The organism is Cupriavidus campinensis (assembly GCF_905397395.1).
GTDB classification, from domain to species: Bacteria; Pseudomonadota; Gammaproteobacteria; order Burkholderiales; family Burkholderiaceae; genus Cupriavidus; species Cupriavidus campinensis.
On record NZ_CAJPVH010000014.1, the window covers coordinates 39,699 to 62,723 of the forward strand.

General features: G+C 67.9%; 23 protein-coding genes. 13 read left to right on the top strand and 10 right to left on the bottom strand.

Translation table 11 applies throughout. The annotated features are described in order from the left end of the window. Window positions 1-24 precede the first annotated feature (24 nt). The 6 genes from KHO18_RS10915 (at window position 25) to KHO18_RS10940 (ending at window position 6,222) form a co-directional block, all read left to right on the top strand. Window positions 25-1,746 carry an AMP-binding protein gene (locus KHO18_RS10915; RefSeq protein WP_211943165.1) on the top strand — a complete coding sequence of 574 codons (1,722 nt, stop codon included), beginning with the start codon at window positions 25-27 and terminating at the stop codon, window positions 1,744-1,746. 32 nt (window positions 1,747-1,778) lie between these two features. After that, window positions 1,779-2,771, top strand: coding sequence for a Bug family tripartite tricarboxylate transporter substrate binding protein (locus KHO18_RS10920; RefSeq protein WP_144196452.1), 993 nt, complete (start codon window positions 1,779-1,781; stop codon window positions 2,769-2,771). Window positions 2,772-2,832: 61 nt separating this feature from the next. Beyond that, the gene (locus KHO18_RS10925; RefSeq protein WP_211943166.1) at window positions 2,833-3,732 is read left to right on the top strand and encodes a LysR family transcriptional regulator; all 900 of its coding nucleotides are present in this window, start codon (window positions 2,833-2,835) and stop codon (window positions 3,730-3,732) included. A gap of 123 nt (window positions 3,733-3,855) precedes the next feature. Further along, window positions 3,856-4,467, top strand: a complete 612-nt coding sequence (locus tag KHO18_RS10930; RefSeq protein ID WP_144196450.1) for a glutathione S-transferase family protein — start codon at window positions 3,856-3,858, stop codon at window positions 4,465-4,467. Between the two features lie 36 nt (window positions 4,468-4,503). Next, on the top strand, window positions 4,504-5,454 hold the full coding sequence (locus KHO18_RS10935) for a pyridoxamine 5'-phosphate oxidase family protein (protein ID WP_211943167.1): 951 nt from the start codon (window positions 4,504-4,506) through the stop codon (window positions 5,452-5,454). A gap of 45 nt (window positions 5,455-5,499) precedes the next feature. Beyond that, window positions 5,500-6,222 carry an MgtC/SapB family protein gene (locus KHO18_RS10940; RefSeq protein ID WP_149138121.1) on the top strand — a complete coding sequence of 241 codons (723 nt, stop codon included), beginning with the start codon at window positions 5,500-5,502 and terminating at the stop codon, window positions 6,220-6,222. A gap of 51 nt (window positions 6,223-6,273) precedes the next feature. On the opposite strand, the gene KHO18_RS10945 is transcribed toward KHO18_RS10940, so the two are convergent. From KHO18_RS10945 to KHO18_RS10955, 3 genes are all read right to left on the bottom strand, one after another. Beyond that, a complete protein-coding gene (locus tag KHO18_RS10945; RefSeq protein WP_186296772.1) occupies window positions 6,274-6,795 on the bottom strand; it encodes a GAF domain-containing protein in 522 nt (173 codons plus the stop codon). Window positions 6,796-6,801: 6 nt separating this feature from the next. Continuing rightward, window positions 6,802-7,785 carry a Bug family tripartite tricarboxylate transporter substrate binding protein gene (locus tag KHO18_RS10950; protein WP_144196448.1) on the bottom strand — a complete coding sequence of 328 codons (984 nt, stop codon included), beginning with the start codon at window positions 7,783-7,785 and terminating at the stop codon, window positions 6,802-6,804. A 96-nt stretch (window positions 7,786-7,881) separates the two neighbouring features. After that, window positions 7,882-9,711, bottom strand: coding sequence for a gamma-glutamyltransferase family protein (locus tag KHO18_RS10955; RefSeq protein ID WP_144196447.1), 1,830 nt, complete (start codon window positions 9,709-9,711; stop codon window positions 7,882-7,884). Between the two features lie 111 nt (window positions 9,712-9,822). On the opposite strand from KHO18_RS10955, the gene KHO18_RS10960 reads away from it, so the two are divergent. Then, the gene (locus KHO18_RS10960) at window positions 9,823-10,764 is read left to right on the top strand and encodes a LysR family transcriptional regulator (RefSeq protein ID WP_144196446.1); all 942 of its coding nucleotides are present in this window, start codon (window positions 9,823-9,825) and stop codon (window positions 10,762-10,764) included. Window positions 10,765-11,046: 282 nt separating this feature from the next. Here the strand turns inward: KHO18_RS10960 and KHO18_RS10965 are convergent, their stop codons facing one another. After that, complete coding sequence (locus tag KHO18_RS10965) at window positions 11,047-11,751, bottom strand: dihydrofolate reductase family protein (RefSeq protein ID WP_144196445.1); 705 nt, start codon at window positions 11,749-11,751, stop codon at window positions 11,047-11,049. A 123-nt stretch (window positions 11,752-11,874) separates the two neighbouring features. On the opposite strand from KHO18_RS10965, the gene KHO18_RS10970 reads away from it, so the two are divergent. Continuing rightward, window positions 11,875-12,879, top strand: coding sequence for a porin family protein (locus KHO18_RS10970; protein ID WP_144196444.1), 1,005 nt, complete (start codon window positions 11,875-11,877; stop codon window positions 12,877-12,879). A gap of 62 nt (window positions 12,880-12,941) precedes the next feature. On the opposite strand, the gene KHO18_RS10975 is transcribed toward KHO18_RS10970, so the two are convergent. Further along, complete coding sequence (locus KHO18_RS10975; RefSeq protein ID WP_144196777.1) at window positions 12,942-13,838, bottom strand: LysR family transcriptional regulator; 897 nt, start codon at window positions 13,836-13,838, stop codon at window positions 12,942-12,944. A gap of 107 nt (window positions 13,839-13,945) precedes the next feature. On the opposite strand from KHO18_RS10975, the gene KHO18_RS10980 reads away from it, so the two are divergent. Together KHO18_RS10980 and KHO18_RS10985 are read left to right on the top strand one after the other, a co-directional pair. Then, window positions 13,946-14,959: an aldo/keto reductase gene (locus tag KHO18_RS10980; RefSeq protein WP_211943168.1), complete on the top strand. Its 1,014-nt coding sequence runs from the start codon at window positions 13,946-13,948 to the stop codon at window positions 14,957-14,959. A gap of 35 nt (window positions 14,960-14,994) precedes the next feature. Further along, on the top strand, window positions 14,995-16,158 hold the full coding sequence (locus KHO18_RS10985; protein ID WP_211943169.1) for an MFS transporter: 1,164 nt from the start codon (window positions 14,995-14,997) through the stop codon (window positions 16,156-16,158). 66 nt (window positions 16,159-16,224) lie between these two features. Here KHO18_RS10985 and KHO18_RS10990 read toward each other — a convergent pair whose 3' ends face one another. The 5 genes from KHO18_RS10990 to KHO18_RS11010 form a co-directional block, all read right to left on the bottom strand. Continuing rightward, a complete protein-coding gene (locus tag KHO18_RS10990; RefSeq protein WP_144196441.1) occupies window positions 16,225-16,701 on the bottom strand; it encodes a RidA family protein in 477 nt (158 codons plus the stop codon). Then, complete coding sequence (locus tag KHO18_RS10995; RefSeq protein ID WP_211943170.1) at window positions 16,688-17,068, bottom strand: antibiotic biosynthesis monooxygenase family protein; 381 nt, start codon at window positions 17,066-17,068, stop codon at window positions 16,688-16,690. Before KHO18_RS10995 ends, KHO18_RS10990 begins: the two co-directional genes overlap by 14 nt. Before the next feature lie 17 nt (window positions 17,069-17,085). Continuing rightward, window positions 17,086-18,075: a zinc-dependent alcohol dehydrogenase family protein gene (locus KHO18_RS11000; protein WP_144196439.1), complete on the bottom strand. Its 990-nt coding sequence runs from the start codon at window positions 18,073-18,075 to the stop codon at window positions 17,086-17,088. A gap of 81 nt (window positions 18,076-18,156) precedes the next feature. Then, window positions 18,157-18,459: an ArsR/SmtB family transcription factor gene (locus KHO18_RS11005; RefSeq protein ID WP_144196438.1), complete on the bottom strand. Its 303-nt coding sequence runs from the start codon at window positions 18,457-18,459 to the stop codon at window positions 18,157-18,159. A 91-nt stretch (window positions 18,460-18,550) separates the two neighbouring features. Continuing rightward, the gene (locus KHO18_RS11010) at window positions 18,551-19,192 is read right to left on the bottom strand and encodes a DUF2239 family protein (RefSeq protein WP_144196437.1); all 642 of its coding nucleotides are present in this window, start codon (window positions 19,190-19,192) and stop codon (window positions 18,551-18,553) included. A 122-nt stretch (window positions 19,193-19,314) separates the two neighbouring features. Between KHO18_RS11010 and KHO18_RS11015 the strand changes: the two genes are divergently transcribed. From KHO18_RS11015 to KHO18_RS11025, 3 genes are all read left to right on the top strand, one after another. Then, the gene (locus KHO18_RS11015) at window positions 19,315-19,827 is read left to right on the top strand and encodes a DUF305 domain-containing protein (RefSeq protein WP_211943171.1); all 513 of its coding nucleotides are present in this window, start codon (window positions 19,315-19,317) and stop codon (window positions 19,825-19,827) included. A 12-nt stretch (window positions 19,828-19,839) separates the two neighbouring features. Beyond that, the gene (locus tag KHO18_RS11020) at window positions 19,840-21,312 is read left to right on the top strand and encodes a YncE family protein (protein ID WP_211943172.1); all 1,473 of its coding nucleotides are present in this window, start codon (window positions 19,840-19,842) and stop codon (window positions 21,310-21,312) included. A gap of 122 nt (window positions 21,313-21,434) precedes the next feature. Next, window positions 21,435-22,763: a nitrate- and nitrite sensing domain-containing protein gene (locus tag KHO18_RS11025; RefSeq protein WP_211943173.1), complete on the top strand. Its 1,329-nt coding sequence runs from the start codon at window positions 21,435-21,437 to the stop codon at window positions 22,761-22,763. Window positions 22,764-23,025: the final 262 nt, after the last annotated feature.

Consider the following 23,025-nt stretch of genomic DNA (forward strand, 5'->3'; position numbering starts at 1 on the left):
TTCGTCCAACGCCCCGGAGACACGATGGAAGAGACCGCCTTCTTTGCCGACCTGGACGCCCGCCACGCCCGCATCTGGCCGGCGGGCCTGCCCACCGCGCCGCACTACCCGCACGGCGAGATCGGCCTGGGTGACACCCTGCGCGCCTGGGCGCGCGTGCAGCCAGACCGCCCGGCGCTGGTCTACTACGGCACCACGCTCACCTATGCCGAACTCGACGACCTCAGCGAACGCTGCGCGGAGTTGCTGCGCGGCCACGGCGCGGGACCGGGCGAGCGCGTGGCCGTGCTGCTCGGCAACTGCCCGCAGTTCCATATCGTGTTCTACGCGATCCTCAAGATTGGCGCGGTGTACGTGCCGGTCAACCCGCTGTTCAAGGAACACGAGCTGGCCTACGAACTGAACGATGCCGGCGCCACCACCGTCATCGCCCTCGATTCGCTGGTGCCGATGCTGATGGCCGTGAAGGCGCAGACGCCCGTGGCCACGGTGTTCCGCACCGCGCCGGGCGAGTTCCTGCCGGCCGAGCCCACGCTGCCGGTGCCGGCCGGACTGGGCGCGCCGCCCGTCGAGCACGCCGGCACCATCGACCTGATGACCGCCGTGCGCCTGTGCACGGGCAACGTGCGCGACGCGCAGGTGGACCTGGACGCCCTGGCGGCGCTCAACTACACCGGCGGCACCACCGGCATGCCCAAAGGCTGCATGCATACGCAGCGGGACATGCTGTACACCGCCGCTGCCTCGCTGGCGGTGGCCAGCGGGCAGGCGGGCCGCGACCCGGCCCAGCCCTCACCGGACGTGATGCTGAATTTCCTGCCGATGTTCTGGATCGCCGGTGAGAACCTCGGCCTGATCTACCCGATCTTCAGCGGCGCCACGCTGGTGCTGCTGGCGCGCTGGGACCCCGCGGCGGTGATGGCCGCCGTGGAGCGCTACCGCGTGAACCGGACCTTCATGGTGGTGGACAGCATCGTCGAACTGCTCCAGCACCCGGACCTCCCCCGGCACGACCTGCGCACGCTGCAACACACGCGCGTGGCGTCGTTCATCCGCAAGCTCACGCCAGACCTGCGCCGCCAGTGGCTGGCGCTGACCGGCGGCATCCTGGCCGAAGGCGCCTGGGGCATGACCGAGACCCACACCAGCGACACCTTCACCACCGGCATGCAGACCGACGACATGGACCTGCACGGCCGCCCGATCTTCGTGGGCCTGCCCGTGCCCGGCACCCGCATCAAGATCTGCGATTTCGAGACCGGCGCAGTGCTGCCGGTGGGCGGGGAAGGCGAGATCGTGGTCAGCACGCCCTCGCTGTTCAAGGGCTACTGGGGCCGCCCGGAGGCCAACGCCGAGGTGTTCCGCAACGGCTGGTTCCATACCGGCGACATCGGCGCCTATGACGAGGCCGGCTATCTCCACTTCCTCGGCCGGCGCAAGGAGATGATCAAGGTGCGCGGCATGAGCGTGTTTCCGTCCGAGCTGGAAGTGCTGCTGGGCCGGCATCCGGCTGTGCTCGGCTCGGCCGTGGTGCCGCGCCCCGATCCGGAGCGCGGGCAGGTGCCAGTGGCATTCATCCGGCTGCGCCCCGAGCATGCCGCCGTCTCCGGCGACGACCTCCTTACCTGGTGCCGGGAGCATATGGCGAGCTACAAGGTGCCGGAGATCCGCGTGGTGGCGGAGCTGCCGATGACGGCCACCGGCAAGGTCCGCAAGGTGGAACTGCAGGCGCAGCTCGAACAGTAGGCCCGGAACAACAAGATCAAGAGGAGACACCCATGAACACGCCGCGACGCACCCTGCTCAAACTGTCCGCCGCCACGCTCGGCGGCCTGGCCCTCGGCCGCCCCGCCTGGGCGCAGCAGCCCGCCTCCACGGCGCCCAGCGGCCCGATCCGGATCGTGCTGCCCTACCCGCCCGGCGGCTCCACGGACGCCATCACGCGCTTTATCGCGGACAAGCTCGGCGCCTCGCTGAAGACCAGCGTGATCGTGGACAACCGCCCCGGCGCAGCCGGCATGATCGGCGCGGCAGCCGTGGCCTCGGCGGCGCCGGACGGGCGCACGCTGCTGTTCACCAACACCGCGCTGATCCAGAGCCCCCTGATCCAGCCGCAGCCGCTCTACAACCCGATGACCGATTTCGAGCCGCTGACGCTGGTGGCCGATGCCGCGCAGGTCTTCGTCGCCAGCGATGCCACGCCGGCCAAAACGCTGGCGGAGTACGTCGAGTACGCGCGCCAGAACCCCGGCTCGGCCTACGGCAGCCTCGGCGTGGGCTCCACCGGCCATCTGTACGGCGAACTGCTCAAACGCAAGGCCAACCTCAACATCGTGCACGCGGCGTACAAGGGCGACACCGCCGCCATCGCGGATCTGCTCGCCAAGCAGTTGCCCGCCGGCTTCGTCTCCACGGTGATGGCCAAGACCTATGGCGACGCCGGCCGGATCAAGGTGCTCGCCACGCTGGGACCGGCGCGCGTGCCGTCCATGCCGAACGTGCCGACCTTTACCGAAGCCGGCTTCACGGGCTTCGAGTCGATCGGCTGGATCGGCATGCTGGCCCCGGCCAAAACGCCCGCCCCGCTGGTGCAGCGGCTGTCCGCCGAGATCGCGACCATCGTCAAGTCCCCGGCCGGCGCCAGGATGCTGGCGGATAGCGGCATGCTGCCGCGCGGCACCACGGCGCCGGAGTTTGGCGCCCTGCTCAAGCGCGACCAGCAGGTGTGGCAAGCGCTGGTCAGCCAGTCGGGGATCAAGGTGGCTTCGTAAGGCCACGCTGTAAGCCCGCGTCTCCCGATATACTCCCCGGATCGTTTCGGGGAGAGCACGCGTGGATCGATTGCAGGCCATGAAGACCTTTGTCACCGTGGTGGAAAGCGGAGGCTTCACCGCGGCCGCGCGCAAGCTCGATATTTCGCTGTCGGTGGTCAGCCGCATCGTCACCGACCTCGAAGCCCACCTGGGCGTGCGGCTGCTCACGCGCACCACGCGGCTGGTGCGTCCCACGGACACCGGCGCCGCCTACTACGAGAACTGCCGGCGCATCCTGGCCGAGATCGACGAGGCCGAACTGGCCACCACGGGCGCACACCTGGCGCCGCGCGGGCAGTTGTCGATCACGGCGTCGGTGCTGTTCGGGCGCCGTTTCGTCACGCCGATCGTGGTCGAGTACCTGCGGCGCTACCCGGAGGTGGACGTCAACTGCCTGTTTATCGACCGCATCGTCAATTTCGTGGACGAGGGCATCGACGTCGGCATCCGCATTGGCGACCTGCCCGCCTCCTCGCTCCAGGCGGTGGCGGTCGGCCATGTGCGGCGCGTGGTCTGCGCGTCGCCCGCCTACCTGGCGCGGCAAGGCGTGCCGGCAAAGCCGGCGGACCTGGCGGCGCACACCGTGATCCAGACCACCGGCATCTCCACCCTGCCGGAATGGCGCTTCCTGACCGGCGGCGAGATCACGCCCACGCGGCTCTCCCCGCGCATGGCCACTACCACCAACGATTCCGCCATCGCGGCGGCCGTGGACGGCTTCGGGCTGGCGCGCGTGCTCTCGTACCAGATTGCCGATGAACTGCGCGACGGCCGCCTGCAGATCGTGATGGCGGACTTCGAGCCGGCGCCGCTGCCGATCAACGTGATCCATCGCGAGGGCCGCCACGCGATGCACAAGGTGCGCGCCTTCCTGGACCTCGCCATCGAGACCCTGCGCGCCGCGCCGTCCCTGCGCTAGGGCGGCTCGGCAGGCGGCAACCCGGCATTCTTCGCGTTGGCGCAAGAGTGCCTTCTGGCGGCGGCGGTTTTTCGTGCGCTGGAAGGCACCTATAGTCGGAAGCATCCCCAACCAGGATCCGACATGAAACTGTACGCCTACCCCCTCTCCGGCCACTCCCACCGCGTTCGGCTGTTCCTCGGCCTGATCGGCCAGCCGGTCGATCTCATCGACGTGGACCTGCGCGCCGGTGCGCACAAGACGCCCGAATTCCTGGCCCTGAACCCGTTCGGCCAGGTGCCGGTACTGGTGGACGGCGACACCGTGCTGCCGGACTCCAACGCAATCATGGTCTATCTGGCCAAGACGCTGGGCCGCACTGACTGGCTCCCTGAGACCCCCGCCGGCGCCGCCGCCGTGCAGCGCTGGCTGTCCGTGGCGGCGGGCGACCTCGCGGCCGGGCCGGCCTCGGCACGGCTGATTACCGTGTTCGGCGCGCCGCTGAACAGCGAGCAGGTCATTGCCCGGGCGCATCTGGTGCTGGGCCGCATGGACCGCGCGCTGGCCGGCCGCCAGTGGATTGCCGCCGATCAGCCGACGATTGCCGACGTGGCGCTGTACAGCTACACCGCCAGCGCGCCCGAAGGCTTTGTGGACTTGGCCGACTACGCCCACGTGCGGCAATGGCTGGCCCGCGTGGAAGCGCTGCCCGGATTCGTGCCGTTCCAGAAGACCGCCGTCGGGCTCGCCGCCTGATTGCTGCCCCCGCTGTCCACCCTACCGGAGCCCAACATGCCCCCCCACGCCGCCCTCCTCCCCGATCTGCCCTGGCACACCGGCGAACGCCTGCTCCAGGCGCGCGCCGGCGTGCAGGCGCGCATGGCCGAGATCGGCCCGCGCGTGGTGCGGGACTACATGCCTGACCAGCACCGCGACTTCTTCGCCCAGCTGCCGCTGGTCGTGCTCGGCGCGGTGGCGCCGGATGGGCGGGTCTGGGCCACGCTGCGCGCCGGGGCGCCCGGCTTCCTGCACTCGCCGGACCCGCGCGCGCTGAACGTGGCGGTGGCGCGCGAGCCCGCCGACCCGGCCGACGCCGGCATGGATGACGGCAACGCCCTCGGCCTGCTCGGCATCGACCCCATGACGCGGCGCCGCAACCGCATGAACGGCCGGGTGGAGCGCACCGGCCCGGACGGCTTCCGGCTGGCCGTGGGCCAGAGCTTCGGCAACTGCCCGCAGTACATCCAGCAGCGCGCGTTCGATTTCACGCGCGATCCCGGCGTGGCGGCCGACCAGCCGCCGCAGGTCCTGCCCGCCCTGGACGAGCGGGCGCGCGCGCTGATCGCCGGCGCGGATACCTTCTTCGTGGCGTCTTACGTGGATCTGGCCGATGGCAGCCGGCAGGTGGATGTGTCGCACCGGGGCGGGCCGCGCGGCTTCGTGCGGCTCGATGCGGACGGCGGGCTGACGATTCCTGACTTCTCGGGCAACCGCTTCTTCAATACGCTCGGGAACCTGGCCGCCAACCCGATCGCCGGGCTGGCCTTCGTGGACTACACCACGGGCAACCTGCTCCAGCTCTCGGGCCGGGCCGAGGTGCTGACCGACTCCCCGGAGATCGCCCTACACCCGGGTTGGGAAGGCGCCGAGCGCCTCTGGCGCGTGATACCGGACCGCGTGATCTGGCGCGAGGCGGCGCTGCCGCTGGTCTGGCACGCCCCGGACGCTTTGCCCCGGCCATAGCCCTGTGACACAATCGCGCGACGCCTGGCCCCGGAGTCCGCGATCATGTCCCTGGAAGCGCTGCAAAACATCAATCCGCAATCGCTGCTCGATACCGCGATCAGCCTCGCCGCCGCGTTCGTGCTCGGCGGCATGATCGGCTACGAGCGCCAGTACCGCCAGCGCACGGCCGGGCTGCGCACCAACGTGCTGGTGGCCGTGGGTGCGGCCATCTTCGTGGATATGGCCAACCACCTTGCCGGCCACGATGGGGCGGTGCGCGTGGTGGCCTACGTGGTGTCCGGCATCGGCTTCCTGGGCGCCGGCGTGATCATGCGCGAGGAAGGCAATGTGCGTGGCCTGAACACGGCGGCCACGCTGTGGGGGTCGGCGGCGGTCGGCGCGTGCGCCGGGGCGGACCTGATCATGGAGGCGGCTATCGGCGCGCTGTTCGTGCTGGCCGCCAACACGCTGCTGCGGCCCGTGGTGGACCGCATCAACCGCCAGCCCATCGACACGCCCGCCGTGGAAGTCACCCATACCGTGCACGTGATTACCGCGCGCGAGCACCAGAAACTCGCCATGCGGCTGCTGGAAGAAGCGCTGGAAGCGGCCGCCTACCCCACCCGCGACCTGGAGGTGCGGGCGTTCGGCGAACAGGATGTGGAGATCGAAGCGGTGCTGGCCGCTGCGTCGGTGGATGGCGACGCGCTCGACGCGATGGTCGCCAGGCTGGGCGCCACGAGCGTGGTCAGCCAGGCCTTCTGGAGCGCCAGCACTACCGAGTAGCGGTGCCGGCGCCGGGGTTCGGCTGGCTCGGCGGCTGGCTCGGCGGCCGGCTCAGCGGCTGGCCGGGGCCAGTGCCGCCACCGCAGGCAGGGCCATCTGGCCGAGCACCCGCAGCACGGTGATCTGGTCGCCCGTCCAGCTTTCCACGGCGGTCAGGTAGTTGAAGGTGCCGATCACCCGGCCACCCTCGCAGAGCGGCACGTTGACCACGCCATTCAGGCGCAGCCCACGGATCACGGCGATGTCGTCGAAGACGGCGGCCAGCGCCGCGTCGCCCTCGCCGACGAAGACCTCGCCGCGCACCAGCAGCTGGCGCGTCCACGCGGTGTCGCCCTTGACCTTCTTGCCGCCCACCGGGTAGGCGGCCGGGTCGGACGACCACAGCCGCCCGATTTCGCCGGTCTCGGCCTGCCACGTGTTGATCGTCAGCAGGCCGGGGCCGAGCAGGTCCAGCGTGGCCTGCCCCACCGCATCCAGCACGGCCACCGGCGTCGCCGCGTGGCGCAACTGGTCGCACAGCGTGTTAAGCCGCGCCAGATTGGCTAGATTGACCATCGCGACATTCGCAACCATCGACCCTTACTCCGCCTTGATGCCGAGCTCGCGGATCAGCTTGCCGTAGCGGTCAGCGTCGCGGCGCAGGATCTTGCCGAACGCCTGCGGCGTGGACGTGGTGGTTTCCACGCCGATGCTGTCCATCTTGGCCTTCACTTCGGGCAGCGTCATGATCCGGTTGATCTCGCTGTTCAGGCGCGTCACCAGCTCGGCCGGCATGTTCTTCGGGCCGAAGGCGCCGTACCACACGGACAGCTCATAGCCGGGCAGGGTCTCGCCCACCGTGGGTACGTCCGGCAGCAGCGGCGAGCGCTTGGCTTCGGTCACCGCCAGCAGGCGCAGCTTGCCGGCCTTCACGTGCGGCAGCGTCTGGGTGCCGGCGGAGAACAGCAGTTGCGTCTGGCCCGCCACCAGGTCCACCACGGCCGGGGCGCCGCCCTTGTAAGGCACGTGGAGCATGTCCACGCCGGCCATCTTGGCGAACAGCACCGCGCTCAGGTGGTTGGTGGAGCCGGAGCCGGCGCTGGCGTAGGCCAGCTTGCCCGGATTGGCCTTGGCGTAGGCAATCAGCTCCTTGACGTTCTTCGCCGGCACGGACGGATGCACCACCATGGTGTTCGTCACATAGGCCAGCAGCCCCAGCGGGGTGAAGTCCTCCACGCCCTTGAACGGCATGTTGGGCATCAGCGAGGGGTTCATCGCGTGGGTGCTCATCGAGCCGACCAGTAGCGTGTAGCCGTCCGGCTGGGCGCGCGCCACCGTGGCCGAGCCGATATTGCCCGAGGCGCCGGGGCGGTTGTCGACGATGACCGGCTGGCCGAGCGACTTGGTCAGGTGTTCGGACAGCACGCGCGCCAGGATGTCCGTGGAGCCGCCGGCGGCCCAGGGCACAATCAGCGTGATCGGCTTCGTCGGATAGGCATCGGCGGCACCAGCCCCCGAGATGGCGGCGAACGACAATGCCAGCGCGGCGGCACCGCGCAGCAGGTTCTTGACTACGGACCTCATGACTGCAACTCCCTCTGTCTTCGTGCGGACCGCCCCGTGCGGGCCGACTGTTTGTGCGATACCGCTTCCGCGATACTTCCCATGCCTGCCGCCCCGTCAGCGGCCCACGGCATAGCCTTGCATCCCACGCGCATTGGCGCCCGCGCGCAGCACCAGCCGGCCCTGGGCATCGCGCTCGCGCGAGCAGGCCGACATGCGGCCTTCGGACCAGTCGTCGCCCACGCGCACCTCGTGCCCGCGCGCGCGCAGCGCCTCCAGCGTGGCCGCCGGAAAGCGCGACTCGATGCTGATGCGGTTGAGCACGGTCTGGCGCGGCCAGAACGAACCCGGGAAATGATCGATATGCCAGGCCGGCGCGTCGATGGCCTCCTGGAGGTTCATGCCATGCACGGCATGACGCAGGAAGAATGCCAGGGACCACTGGTCCTGCTGGTCGCCGCCGGGCGTGCCGAAAACCATGTACGGCTCCCCGTCGCGCAGCGCCATCGACGGCGACAGCGTGGTGCACGGGCGCTTGCCCGGTGCCAGCGTGTTCGGCAGGCCCGGCTCGAGCCAGGTCATCTGCAGGCGGGTGTTCAGCGCGAAGCCGAGCGACGGAATCGTCGGGCTCGACGACAGCCAGCCGCCGGACGGCGTGGCCGCCACCATGTTGCCGTGGCGGTCGATCACGTCGATATGGCAGGTATCGCCCACGAACAGCTCGCGCTCGGCCCATTCGGTCACGGGCGGCAGCGCGGCGAAGGTGGGCTCGCCCACGCCGAAGCGCACGTCGGCGGTGGCCAGCGTGCGCGTGGCCACGTCGAGGTCCGGCATGCGCGGCGCCTGGCCGTTCAGCGTGCCCGCCGTCATGGTCAGCGCGGCCTGCTCGCCGATGCCCGCCGCGCGCGCGGCCAGGTAGTGCGGATCGAGCAGCGCGCAGAGCTGGCTTTCCGTAAAGCGCGGGTCGCCGTACCAGGCGGTGCGGTCGGCCATCGCCAGCTTGGCGGCCTCGGCAATCTTGTGGACGAATTCGGGGGACGTGGGCGCGTGGGCCTCCAGCCCGGCGTGGCGCAGCATGCCGAGCTGCTGCAGGAACATCGGCCCCTGACTCCAGATATCGCACTTGGCCACGGTGTAGCGGCCGAAGTCCAGCGTTACCGGGGCCTCCACCGTGGGCGCCCACTGGGCGAGGTCGTCGTAACGCAGCAGGCCGGTGTGCTTCTCGCCGGTGGTGTCGCGCACCGGGGTGTCGCGGCAGTAGGCGTCGATCGCCTCGGCCACGAAGCCGCGGTACCAGCAATCCATGGCGGCGTCGATCTGGCCCGTGCGGGAGTCGCTCCTGGACTGGGCGGTCTCGACGATACGCGTATAGGTATCGGCCAGTACCGGCAGCCGATGGAGCGCGCCGGGGCGCGGCACCTTGCCATCGGGCAGCCAGGTGTCGGCAGAGCTGTGCCATTCGTCGCGGAACAGCGCCTGCACGGCCAGGATGGCCTGCGAGATGCGCGGCACCAGCGGGAAGCCATCGCGCGCATAGCCGATGGCAGGCGCGAGCACGTCCGCCAGCGACCACGTGCCGTGGTCGCGCAGCATGGTCAGCCACGCGCCGAACGCGCCGGGCACGGTGGCGGGCATCAGGCCGATGCCGGGCATCAGTTCCATGCCCTGGGCGCGCAGCGCCTCGGGGTCCGCCAGCGCGGGCGCCGGGCCCTGGCCGCAGACTGACCGCATCGCGCGTGTCTTTTCATCCCAATAGAGGATCGGCACTTCGCCGCCCGGGCCGTTCAGGTGCGGTTCCACCACCTGGAGCACGAAGCCGCCGGCCACGGCTGCGTCGTAGGCATTGCCGCCGCGCTCGAGCACGCCCATCGCGGTCTGCGTGGCAAGCCAGTGGGTGGAAGCGGCAACGCCGAAGGTGCCAACGATTTCCGGACGGGTGGTGAACATGGCGTAATGACTGGTATCGAATGCATTTGAGTATAGGAGTCCGGAATAACTGCAAACGGCGAAAAAATTATTGTTGCATTACCATTTGGTTATATCGCTCCTTCGCCCATCATGCCGATTTCGTCCGACAAGCTGCTCCACAACGTCGTTTCGCGCCTGCGCCTGCGGCATCTGCCGCTGCTGCTGGCGCTCGAGCGCCAGCGTTCCGTCTCGCGCGTGGCCGCCGAACTCAATCTCTCCCAGCCGGCCGTGACCAAGGCGCTGCGCGAGATCGAGGACATCTTCCTGACACCGCTGTTCACCCGCACGCGCCAGGGCCTGGAGCCGACGCCCACCGGTGTGGCCGTGCTGGCCCACGCGCGCACGGCGCTGGCCGACGCGGAGGCGCTGGGGCGCGAGCTGACGGTGATCGAAGCCGGCCTGCGCGGGCGGCTGCGGATCGGCGTGATTCCCTACGTGGCGCGCGGCGTGCTCGATGCCGCGCTGGACTTCGGCCTGCGCCACACGCCGCGTATCTCGATGCTGGTGCGGGAAGGGACCACCGATGAACTGGTCAACGCGCTGCGCCAGCACGAACTCGATTGCGTGATCGCGCGCTCGTTCTACCTGGCCGGCGAGGACATCGCCCAGCAGCCGCTGTATCGGGAGGAGCCGGTGCTGGTAGTGCCGGCGGACGCCGCCGCGCGGCTCTCCCGTGCCGGACTGGACTGGAAGCGGCTGGCGGAACGGGACTGGATCCTGCCGCCCCCGCATACGCCGGTGCGCCGCACGATAAATACGATGTTCGCGGTGGCCGGCGTGGCCCCGCCGCTGCCCACGGTGGAGACCTACTCGATCAAGCCGATGGCCACCCTGCTGCGCCGCCAGCCGGACGCCATCACCATCGTGCCGCGCTCGGTGGCGGCCGAACTGGTGGAGCTGGGCGGCGCCGCTACCCTGCCCTTTGCGCTGAGCTGGGACTTGCCGCCCGTCGGCATCATGTGGCGGCGGGGGCTGGAAGACAACGAACTGATGACGTCGCTGGTGGAGGCACTGAGAGAAGCGGCCAAATAATCACTTAACTTGGAGTGCGTGCCCTCCGTGCGTGGGGACGACAATGTCTCATACATTCATGGACAATGAGCCTGTCGTGATTGACCCCTCGACATTTGTACCCGCACCCGCGACGGCTTCGTCGCGGGATTTTTTTTGGTCAAAGCACCTTTCGCATCAGGGCGTTTTCCAGCGTCACGCCCCGACAGACTGGAAAGTTTCGCTCGACCACATGAAAGCCGTGGCGCGCGAAAAAAGCTCGGCCGTCTTGCTGACGAACCGACGAATGTTCACGGAATCCTCTCAGGAAGACAGCGGCAAGCCGGCGTCCGTTGCGGCGTCCGTTGCGGCGTCCTTGGGCCCTTGGCGCCGTAGCACGACATGCGTGGCCTTCTCCGACGCTACGGATTGAACGCATGCGTATCCCAGCGCCCGCAAGTCGAGCCCTCCGAACAGCGATTCTCCCCGGCCGAGCAAGACCGGCGCGATGGCGATGTGCAGTTCGTCAACAAGGCCCTCGCGAAGATATTGCCGGATTGTGTCCGCCCCACCGCCGATCCGCACGTCCATTCCGCCAGCGGCCTCGCGTGCACGGCGGAGCGCCTCGTGAATGCCTCCGGTTACGAAATGGAACGTCGTGCCGCCCTCCATCTCGATGGAAGGACGAGGATGATGGGTCAAGACGAAGGCTGGAACGTGATACGGCGGATTATCTCCCCACCAGCCTTTCCAGTTTGCGTCCGGCCAGTCCCCGCGAATGGGCCCGAACATGTTCCGCCCAAGAATCCATGCCCCGACATTCTGAAAGCCGCGGGCAGCAAAATCGTCGTCCACCCCGGCCGTACCGCCGTCCTTGCCGAACAAGGTCTGCTGAAAGGTGCGTGTTGGGAATAGCCAGTGGTGCAGATCCGTCCCGCCAACGCCGAGCGGATTGTTGATGTCCTGATCCGGACCTGCTCCGTATCCATCGAGCGAGATAGTGAAGCCCTCAACGCGAACGCGTGCCATGGTTGTCCTCCGTGTAGACGCCTGACAGGTGAATGAAGGGTGGAGCATACGCCACTTTCTTGGGGTTCCCCATTTTCCGCTGCTAGGATAATTCGAGTTCACACCACGTCAAGGCGGAGACCGATGTCCAGCGCCCGTTGTCATTGGTTGACGCCCTTCGCCGCAGGACTCCTGTGGCTGGCACCCCTTGCCGCACATGGCCAGGAAGTGCTGCTGCTCGGCGGCTTCTACACCCACCCGCCAATCCAGGCCGACGACGACCGTAGCTACGCCTATGCCTACGTCTATCAGCAAAACCTGACGGAGCACTGGTACGCCAGCTATACCTACCTGAACGAGGGCCATATCACCGGCCATCACCGCGACGGGCACAGTGCCCAGCTCTGGTGGCGCTACCTCGCGCTGGACAGGCAGTTGGCGCTCTCGCTGGGCGCCGGCCCCTATCTCTATTTCGACACCACCAGCCACCAGCCCGATGGCAGCTACGAAAACCAGCACGGCGTCGGGGTGTTGGCCAGCGCGGCGGCCACCTGGTACGTCGGGGGCCCCTGGATGTTGCAGGTGCGCTTTAACCGGACGTGGCAGACCTCGGGCTTCCAGTCCAACACGCTCCTCCTTGGCGTGGGCTATCAGCTCGACCGCGACCACCTGCCAGGGCCCGTCGTGGGATCGGCTTCCCGCGGCAAAGACGCCACGCCCAACGAACTGACCGTCCTGCTGGGTGGCGTTGTCGTCAACGACTTCGATTCGGACATGGTCTTTGGCGGTGCGCTCGAATATCGGCGCCAGCTTTGGCGTTATGTGGAAGGGACGGTCAGCTACCTCGACGAAGGCAGCGCCAACGCCGTCCGGCGCCGGGGCGTGGCATCGCAGGCCTGGGTATCCGGGGCCTTCCTGGGAGACCGGCTGACGCTGGGTTTCGGTGCCGGGCCTTACTACGCGACCAGCCTGCAGGTCAGCGGCCCCGGCGCGGACCCCTCGCCGTCCCATTGGGCCGGCCTGTTGACGCTGTCCACGAGCTACCGGGTCGGTGATCACTGGCTGGCACGCCTGTCATGGAACCGAACCCTGACCGGATACAACCGCGATACGGACATGTTCCTCGCCGGGCTCGGCTACCGCTTCTGACGGCTTCTTATGGCTTCTGACTGTTCCTGACGGCGGCTGACGGCGGCTGACCGCCCCAACCATCATAGTGAACCCGCCACCTCGGCGACCAGGGTCCGCAGCCACATGTGCGCCGGGTCCTGCCGATAGCGCACGTGCCATGCCATGTGCAGCGGAAACGTTCCGAGGTCGACCGGCGCAGGCACTACTTTCAGGCGCGGGTCGTGGGCCAGGCGTCGGCAAATTAGTTGGGGGAGCGTAGCGCAGTAGTCGGTGGCCGCGACAATCTCGGAGATGGTCGCGAAGTGCGTGACCGACACCACCACTTCACGCTTGAGCCCCTGACGGTCCAGGGCCTGGAAGAGGCCGGCGCGCAGGCGGCCCGGGGGCAGCACGTTGACGTGCTTCAGTCGCTCGTACTGCGCCTTCGTGATCCGGCTGTCGATCGTCGGATGATCAGCGCGCACCACGCAGGCCAGGCCATCGTCCGCAATGTGTTGTACGACGAGATTGTCTGGCGCATCGCTGATCCGGCCCAGCACCATCGCGGTGGTGCCTGAGGTCACGCCCGTCTCGGCGAGGTCGGTGCCGAAGGGCAGCGTGCGCAGTTGAATGCCTGGCGCGAGCACGCTCAGCCGGGCGACCAGCGCGGGCACCAGCACAAACTCCACGTAGCTGTTCGGGGCGATCGTGACGACCTCATCGGCGCGCGACGGGTCGAAGTCCCGCTGCCCCAGCACCACCGTGTCCATCGCAGCCAGCGCCTGGGTCAGCGCGGGTGCGAGTTGCTCGGCCTTCGCGGTGGGCCGCATGCCATAGCGCTCACGGATGAACAGCGGGTCCTGCAGCACGATGCGCAGGCGCGACAGTGCGTTGGAAAGCGCCGCTTGCGTCATGCCCAGGCGGTCGGCGGCGCGGGTCACGCTGCGCTCCTCCATCAGCGCCACGAAGATCGGCAACAGGTTCAGGTCGTACCGCATCCGGACATATATCGTCGTCAATAAAACTGAATTATAGGAAATAAATTGGATGAATCACTGGCTACCGCCGATCATTCGCTCATACCACCACCGAAACGGAGAGCACCATGTCCCTCAAGAACCTCATCCCCGGCCACCTGGGCTTCGGCACCGCACCGCTGGGCAACATGTTCCGCGCCATTCCCGAAGCCGAGGCGCAGGCGACCGTCGATGCCGCCTGGCAGGACGGCATCCGCTTCTTCGACACCGCGCCGTTCTACGGCGCCGGCCTGGCGGAAGCGCGCCTGGGCGACGCGCTGGCCGGCCGCGACCGCGACAGCGTCGTGCTGGCCACCAAGGTCGGGCGCCTGGTCCTGGACGAGGTGGAGGACGTCACCGCCCGTGACCTGGGCGAGAAGGGCGACGTGTTCCGGCACGGCCGCGCCAACCGGATCGTCAACGACTACTCCGAGGCGGCGACGCTGCGCTCGATCGAGGACAGCCTGCAGCGCCTGAAGACCGACCGGCTCGACATCGTGTGGGTGCACGATGTTGCGCAGGACTTCTACGGTGACGAGTGGCTCGGCGTGTTCGAGACCGCACGCAAGGGGGCCTTCAAGGCGCTGGACCGGCTGCGTGACGAAGGCGTGATCCGCGCCTGGGGACTGGGCGTGAACCGGGTCGAGCCCATTGAGCTGCTGCTCGACCTGCAGGGCCCGCGGCCGGACGGCTTCCTGCTCGCCGGCCGCTACACGCTGCTGGACCATTCGCGGGCCCTGCAGCGGGTGATGCCGCAGGTGGCCGCCCGCGGCCTGGGCATCGTGGTCGGCGGACCCTACAGCTCCGGCGCGCTGGTCGGCGGCCCCAACTTCGAGTACGCCCCGGCGACGCCGGCGATCCTGGACCGGGTGCAGGCGATCAAGGCAATCGCCGATCGCCACGGCGTGACCATGAAGGCGGCCGGCCTGCAGTTCTCGCTGGCTCATCCGGCCGTGGCAGCCGTGATCCCCGGCGCCAGCCGGCCGGAACGCATCGCCGAAGACCGCGCCGCTTTGGCGGCCCAGGTGCCGGCCGACTTCTGGCGCGAACTGCGCCAGGCCGGACTGGTGCATCCGGATGCACCGCTGCCGCATGGCGTCTGACACCCTGTCTTGAACCACCGCCCGGGAGAACCGCCATGCACAACCAAGCCTACGAACCCCAGTGCAACTCGACGAAGACGCACTGCACCGACGCCCGCCAGATCAGCCGCAGGACCTTGACGCTGCTGGCACTGGCACTCGGCACCTTCTCGATCGGTACGTCCGAATTCGCCAGCATGGGCCTGCTCCAGCAGTTTGCCGCGGGCCTGGAACTCGACCTGACCACCGCCACGCACGCCATCGAGGCCTATGCCCTGGGCGTGGTGCTGGGCGGCCCCGCCGTCACGATCCTGGCCGCCAAGCTGAACCGCAAGCACCTGTTGCTGGCCTTGATGGGGGTCTTCGTGCTGGGCAATGTGCTGTCGTCGGTGGCAACCGGCCTGGTCAGCTTCACGCTGGCGCGCTTCCTGAGCGGCATTCCGCAAGGGGCCTACTTCGGCGCGGGCGCCGTGGTGGCCTCCTACATCGTCGGGCCGGGTCAGGGTGGGCGGGCCTTTGCGCTGGTGATGACGGGCCTGACCGTCGCCACCATCGTGGGGTCGCCGCTGGCCACGCTGATGGGCCAGACCCTTGGCTGGCGCAATGCCTATCTGGCCGTGTCGGCACTGGGCCTGTTGTCGCTGGTGGCGCTATGGGCCTGGGTGCCGCGCTCCAGCGCGCTGGACGGCGGGCCGGTGCTGCAGGAGCTTCGGGCCCTGAACCGCCCGGCCGTCTGGGCGATGGTGGCCGTGGCCGCCCTGGGCGTGGCCAGCATCTTCGCCGTCTACACCTTTATTGGCCCCTTCGTCACCGACGGCGCCCGGCTCGGCGAGCACTGGATTCCGATTGCGCTGGCCCTCTTCGGCGTCGGCATGACGCTGGGCAACGTCCTCGGTGGCTGGCTGGCCGACCGTCATCCCACGCGGGGCGTGGCAGCCGGCTTCGGCAGCGCGCTGGTCGCCATGGCGCTGCTGGCGATGGGCGGCCAGAACGCCGGTGTCCTGATGGCGGGCCTGTTTGCGGTGGGCGCAACGATGATGGTGGCGATCCCGACCATCCAGGTCCGGCTCACCCAGGCCGCTCCGGATGCGCCGACGCTGATGGGCGCAATGAACCTGGCGCGCTCAACGTGGCCAACGCCATTGGCGCGTGGACGGGCGGGCAGGCCATCGCGCAGGGCCACGGGCTGCTGTCAGCCGTGTGGGCCGGCTCTGCCCTGACGCTGGCCGGTCTTGTGTGGTTCCTGCGGATTTCCCGCAAGCAATCTCACCAAACGATTGACGCCACTACGCAGGCCGTATCGTAAAAATAAAATCCACTTCTATCGACGCGCCTTTTGGCAATTGCAGTACACCAACAGACGAGCGAGTGTGTATGCCGACGTCGCCCAGCACCGAATACAGGACGTCGGATGCGCCGTCGGCCACTTCGCTCTGCATCGTGAAGTCTGGCGCGCTGCGCACAAATACGGTGATGCGCGGCACCGCCTGGATGGCGTCGAGCGTTCCGCAGCTTTTTTTGATGAGGGACAGGGCACGCAGCGTCGAAGTCCCTGCTGCACGGCGCGCCTCGTCGAGCGAAATGGATTCGCCCACTACGCCAACGAAGCGCACCGTTTCTCCAACTCGCGGGATTTGGCCAGCAACGTAGGCTACGTTGCCATCAACCAAAACAGGTGTGTACTTTCCACCGATCTTGATTTCCTCGTCCGGATCAAATCCGAATTCCGCCGCGATCTGCCGCAGCTTGTCATCTCTTGTCATAGGCACCTTCACCGACGCTGTCGAAAGGGTAAAGCGTAATCGATTGCGCTGCGTTTGTCTGAGACGACGCTTGGTCCCCACCCCTCTCTGCAACGTGATAGACCGTCGGCTCTCCCGCCAGGTATGCCTCCAACCCGGCCATGAACGTCTGATGGTCTTCGCTCGGTTCGAAACCCAGCCGATGATCCTCGAGCGAGGACCATCGTACGATGAGGTTGAAGACTTCGGGCGTTTCAATGCCCTGTGCAAGCAGATGGCCGCCATAGCCCTTCGCCCGGGCGAGCAGCGGCGCGACCCTGGCGAACGCATCGGTAAACGTGTCGAGGTGTTCCTTGCGGACGGGCAGCAGGGCAATTTCGTAGATCATGCTGTTCCTTCAATGGCTCAGGCGTTTGCACGGTCGCGCTGCGCCAGCGGCCCAACCGCAATCGCGATCTTTCCCTGCAGGCCGTTGTCGGAACGCTCGAGTCGGGCGTGGGCGAGGGGGATGTCGGCGAGGGAATAGACAGCGCCGACGTGCGGCCGCAGTTGGCCGCGCTCGACCAATGCGCTCAGTTCATCGAGCTTGCCGCGGTTCTGTCGTGTGAACACGAAGTGGTAGCTCGCGTTCTTGCCCCATGCCTGTATCACGTTCTGCGGCTGCGCGGTATCGACGATCGAGACAACGCGGCCGAGCTGGGCGAGGGCGTCGGGGCTGCGGGACAGCGTGTTGCCGCCGACGGTGTCGAGCACGACATCGACGCCTTGGCCGCCTGTCTCGCGCAGGATCGCGTCGACGTAATCCTCTTTCCGATAGTCGATGACCACGTCGGCCCCCAGGCGTCTTGCGAACTCGAAGTTGGCATCGCGTACGGTCGTGAATACCCGGGCGCCCATCGCTTTCGCGACCTGGATCGCGATATGGCCGACGCCGCCCGCCCCGCCGTGGATCAGGATGCTTTCTCCCACGCGCAGCGCCGCACGCGCGCCCAGCGCTTCCCACACCGTTCCGCCAACGAGGCTCAGGCTTGCCGCTTCGAGGTGGCTCAGGGACGCAGGCTTCTTCCCGACGATGTTCTCGGATGCAACGTGGTATTCGGCATAGCTTCCGGGGCCGTCGAAGATCTGCGGGGTGTACCAGACTTCGTCGCCGGGGGTGAAGGCCGTCACGCCGGGGCCGATGGCTTCGACGACGCCAGAGACGTCGTGGCCGGTAATGGCGGGCAGCGGCACCAGGTCGGCGTAGTCACCGCGCCGGACCTGATAGTCCAGGGGATTGATCGAGGTGGCCTCGACCCGGACCAGGACTTGTCCCGCCTGAGGCGCGGGCTTGGGTACGTCCCAAAGTGCGAACGCGTCAGGGCCGCCGAATGTTTTCAGTACCAGTGCTTTCATTGCGTTTCTCCGGTGTGTTTCGATAAAAAGGGATATCGGGAAATATCGATATAAAGAGGCAAAAAACAGGCAGGCAAAAAATCAAAGCTCCTTCCCGATGAGCTGGGTGAGAGCGCTGATGGCTGCTTCGTTCCGCTTGTAGTAGGTCCACTGTCCGATGCGCCGGACCTCGACCAGGCCCGCGCGTTGCAGGGTGGCAAGGTAATCCGACACCGTTGATTGCGACAGCCCGACCCCTTCCTGGATGCTGCTCACGCAAACGCCCACCGTGTGAACATCGCCCTCATCCTGGGGCGGGAAGTGCTTCACGGGGTCTTTCAGGCCGCGCAGGATCTCGAGCCGAGTCCGGTTCGAGAGGGCTTTGAAAATTTCGAGCAGGTCCATGACGGCATTATATCGGCATTTCTCGATATGTCAATGAAGGGTGCAGCCGGTGCCTGCTTCACCGCATTCGTCGTGCTGGGGCGGCCCGCCCTCAGCCCTCAACTTGCTCGCCGTTCTCCTCCGCACCCTCCTCCGCACCCTCCCCAAACCCCAACCAAACCACATGCCCGCGCACGTCCTCGGGCCATCCGGCGATCAACTCCCCCAAGCGGCCCCGCTCATCCGCAAACAGCGCCCGTGCCGCCTCCTCAAAACCCGGGAGATCCCCGGCCATTGCCGACATGAAGTGATACGCCCGCTCCCGTGCCGCGCGGCGATTGTCGCCATGCGCATTCGCGCGGCGTGCCTCTTCCACGAGCTTTCGCAGCGCCACGGATGCCCCGCCCGGCTGCTGGGCCAGCCAGTCCCAATGACGCGGCAATAGCGTGACCTCGCGCGCCACGACGCCGAGTTTCGGGCGGCCCCTGCCGCGCGGCGTGTCCGGGGTGTCGTCCTGATCGGCGGCGGCATCCCCGCCCTCCGGCTGGAACCGGGCGACGATCTCCGCATCGCTGCCGCGTGTGTCGATGTCGATGGTGCGCCCGGTGGCGTTGTCGAAGACCAGCACCGGGCCGCTGGCTTTCCCTTCCATTGCGCGCCTGACCGCCAGTGCGACCACGCCGAGCGGGCCGGAGGCGAGGCGTCGATGGCCCTCGAAGGCGATATGGGACGGAAGGATTTCAGTTGGATTCATGGTTTGCCCCTTGGTGATGGCCGCAATTTATACCCGGATAAAATTAAAGTCAATATTACCCGGGTATAAATTTGCCGCACCCCGCCATGGAATAACCGCCGGGTGCCCTGCGTTTACCGGGCATGTGGCCTCGCGTGAGGCCGCCGCCCTTCGCGAGGAGCCCCGTGCCCAGTCTTCCACGATCACCAAGATCCACCCTCCGGTTTGTCCTGCCGCTATTGGCCGCCCTTGCGCTGCCCGCCGTCGCGGCGCCGCCCGCCGGCCCTGACGGCGCCGCGTTCCTGGCGGAGAGCGATGCCGCCATGACGAAGATGATGGACGACATGGCGGTCAAGCCCAGCGGCAACGTCGACGAGGATTTCGTCGCGATGATGATTCCCCACCATCAGGGCGCCATCGACATGGCCATGGCCGAACTGCGCCACGGCAAGAACGAGCAGCTCCGGCGCATCGCGCAGGAAATCATCGTCGACCAGTTGCAGGAGATTGCCGCGATGCGGCTGGCGCTGGGGCAGCCCCTCCCGCCTTCCACGCCGGCGCCTACCCGGCCCGATCCGGTCCAACCAACGACCCAACCGACGACCCAACCGGCGACCCAACCGACTCCCCCCAACCATTCCGCTCACGCGCACTGAATCGCCCCGACCATGACAAGACACGCCCTCAGGAACACCCTCTCCCTCATGCTGCTGCTCGGCGCGGCCGGCGCGGCCCTGGCCGGTCAGGCGCCTGGGTCTTCGGCGGCGCCAGACGTGCCTATCAGCCACCGGGACCGCCTCTACGCCGCGGAGCAGTTCTCGAATACGGTTTCCGTGACGGACCCGGCGGACAACCGGTTGCTGGGCGTCATCCGCCTGGGCGACCCCGCGCCCGGCAACTTCAGCCCGCTGTATCGCGGCCAGGTGCTGGTGCACGGCATGGGCTTCTCGCCGGATCACCGCACCCTGGCCGTTGTGTCGATCGGATCGAACTCGGTGTCGTTCATCGACACCGCCACCAATGCCGTCAAGCACGTCACCTATGTGGGACGGTCTCCGCACGAGGCGTTCTACACGCCGGACGGCAAGGAGGTCTGGGTCACCGTGCGCGGGGAGAACTACATCTCGGTGATCGACGCCGCCACGTTCCAGGAAAAGACCCGCATCACCGTGGCCGACGGCCCGGGCATGCAGATCTTCTCGCCCGATGGCAAGTACGGCTACATCTGCTCGTCGTTCAACCCGGAAACGGCGGTGGTCAGCGTGGCCGACCACCAGATCGTGGGGCGCGTGAAGCAGGAGAGCCCGTTCTGCCCGAACATCGCCGCCACGCCTGACGGCAGGCAGGTCTGGTTCACGCTCAAGGACATCGGCAAGGCCCAGGTGTTCGAGGCCCGCCCGCCCTTCCGCCTGATCAAGACGCTGGAGACGGGCCCGATCACCAACCACGTCAACTTCGCCCACACGGCGGCGGGCGACTTCGCCTATATCACGGTGGGCGGGCTGAATCAGGTCAAGGTGTTCCGGACTGACGACTTCTCCCAGGTGGCCACGATTCCGGTGGGGAGCCTGCCGCACGGCATCTGGCCCTCGGGCGACGGCACCCGCATCTACGTGGGGCTGGAGAACGCCGACCAGCTGACCGCCATCGACACCGCCACCAACCAGGTGGTGGCCAACGTGCCGGTCGGGCAGGCGCCGCAGGCCATCGCCTATGTGCCGAACGCCGTGCCCGAGGGCGACGGCACGCAGGGGCTCCAGCCGCTGGGGGTAGCCGGGCAGACCACGCAGCTGAAGCTGCATGGCGTCGTGAGCGGCAAGCCGGTGGCCACCGACCATGCGCCGACCAGCGTCACGCTGTTCGACCAGGGGCTGCTCCAGGTCCTGCAGGCATCGGCCACCGGGCTGCAACCGAAGCATGCCTATGTGCTGGCGCTCGCCAGCCGCGCGGACGGCGGCGGCCCGCTGGAGCCGCTCGCCGCCTTCATGACGAATCCGGCCGGCTCGGCCATCGTCAACGCGATTGGCCCGATCCGGCAGGTGGTGCGGGACGATGCCGGGGCCGGCGCGCGCCGCTATCTCGTGATCGCCCCGTCGGAAAATGGCAAACCCGGCGCGCCTGTGCAGGTGCAGGCACTGTAGGCGGACAGCGGGACAGAGAGGCAGGGAAGGCGCGGCACGGATGATACAAATGGCACGACATTTGCGTACTACCCAGCAAATGCGTAGTACCCATCCCGGCCGCGCCCCACACTCCCAGAACAATGCCCCTTTCCGCCTCAACCCTCGTCCTTCGGGCCAAGCAGCTCGAGATCGAGGCCGTTCGCCTGATGGCAAGCCGTGTGGAGCTGGCCGACCTGATCGGCCAGCTGATCCACGCCTTGCAGCGTGAACGGGGGGCCAGCAGCATCTTCCTGGCCTCGGGTGGGCAACGGCTGGCGCAGGAGCGCCAGACGGCGATGGGCGAAGCGGTCCACATCGCGTCCCGGCTGGACGAGCGCTTTGCCAACCAGCTGGAAGCGGGCCAGACAGGGCAGACAGGCACGGCGTCGATGGTGTCGTTGATGGCCTGGGTGCAGCTCGACCTGGCCACGCTGCCGGCGCTGCGCCACTCCATCGATCAATGCCAGACCACCGCGCACGACGCCGTGGCGGCATTCAGCCGCCTGATTGCCGCGCTGCTGGAGTTGATCTTCCATCTGGCCGATGTGGCCATGTACCCGGGCATCGCCCGGCCGCTGGTGGCCTTCGTCTACCTCGTGCAGGGCAAGGAAGCCGCCGGGCAGGAGCGGGCCGTCGGCGCGCAGATGTTCGCCTCCGGCACCTGCGCCGGCACCGCGCAGCAGCGCGTGCAGCAGTTGGTGGAAGCCCAGCAGCGCAGCTTCCAGATGTTCGAGCGCTTTGCCGATCCGACGCTGCTCGCGGCATGGCGGCAACGGCAGGCCAGCGCCGCGGTTGCCGCGCAGGACGGCATGCGCCGCACGCTGCTGACCACGCCGCCGGGCGCGGCGCTGGTTCACGATGACAGCGAGAAATGGTTCGAAGTGTGCAGCGAGGTCATCACCGGCATGTGGACGCTGGAGATGCAGGTGGTACAGGACCTGCGCAAGGCCTGCGAGGCGCAGATCCAGCGTTCCCAGGCCGATCTCCAGGATTCGGCCGGGCTGCTGCGCCAGCTGCTGGACAATCCGCCGCCCCATACCCATGCCGTCGAGCGCTTTTTCGATGTGGCCGAGCAGCCCGCCGCCGCCCCGGTGCTGCCGGGCATGCCCGATGCCGCGAACGGGCCTGCCGACGTGCACGCCACCACGGTCACGTCGCTGGAGCGCCTGCTGCGCCAGCAGTCGGCACGGCTGGCCCAGACCGAAGTGGAACTCGATGCGGCCCGGCGCGCGCTCAAGGAGCGCAAGGTGATCGAGCGCGCCAAGAATGCGCTGATGGCCCGTATGGGGCTCAGCGAGGACGCCGCCTTCCGGGCCCTGCAGAAGGCGTCGATGGACAACAATCGCCGGCTGGCGGACATCGCCGAAGCCACCCTGTCCCTCACCGGCCTCGCCCTGCCCCCACAGGACGACGATCGGCACCAGGATTGAACCCGGCCACCCACGCGCACCAAAAGCGGGCGGGCCATGCACTACCAACGCCCCCCGGGATCGTCACTCACCCCAACCCGGCCCCTTCCCGGCCCCTTCCCGGCCCCTTCCCGGCCCCACCCCGCGGCGGGCATGGAACCTGCGTTGCACTGACATCGGGCTGATGGCGGCCTGGAAGTACACCCCCCTGTAAAGCATCAAGGATGACGGCGTCCTGTCACGCGCCGGCCGTAGGCCGGGCGGACGGACGCCGTTTGTCATT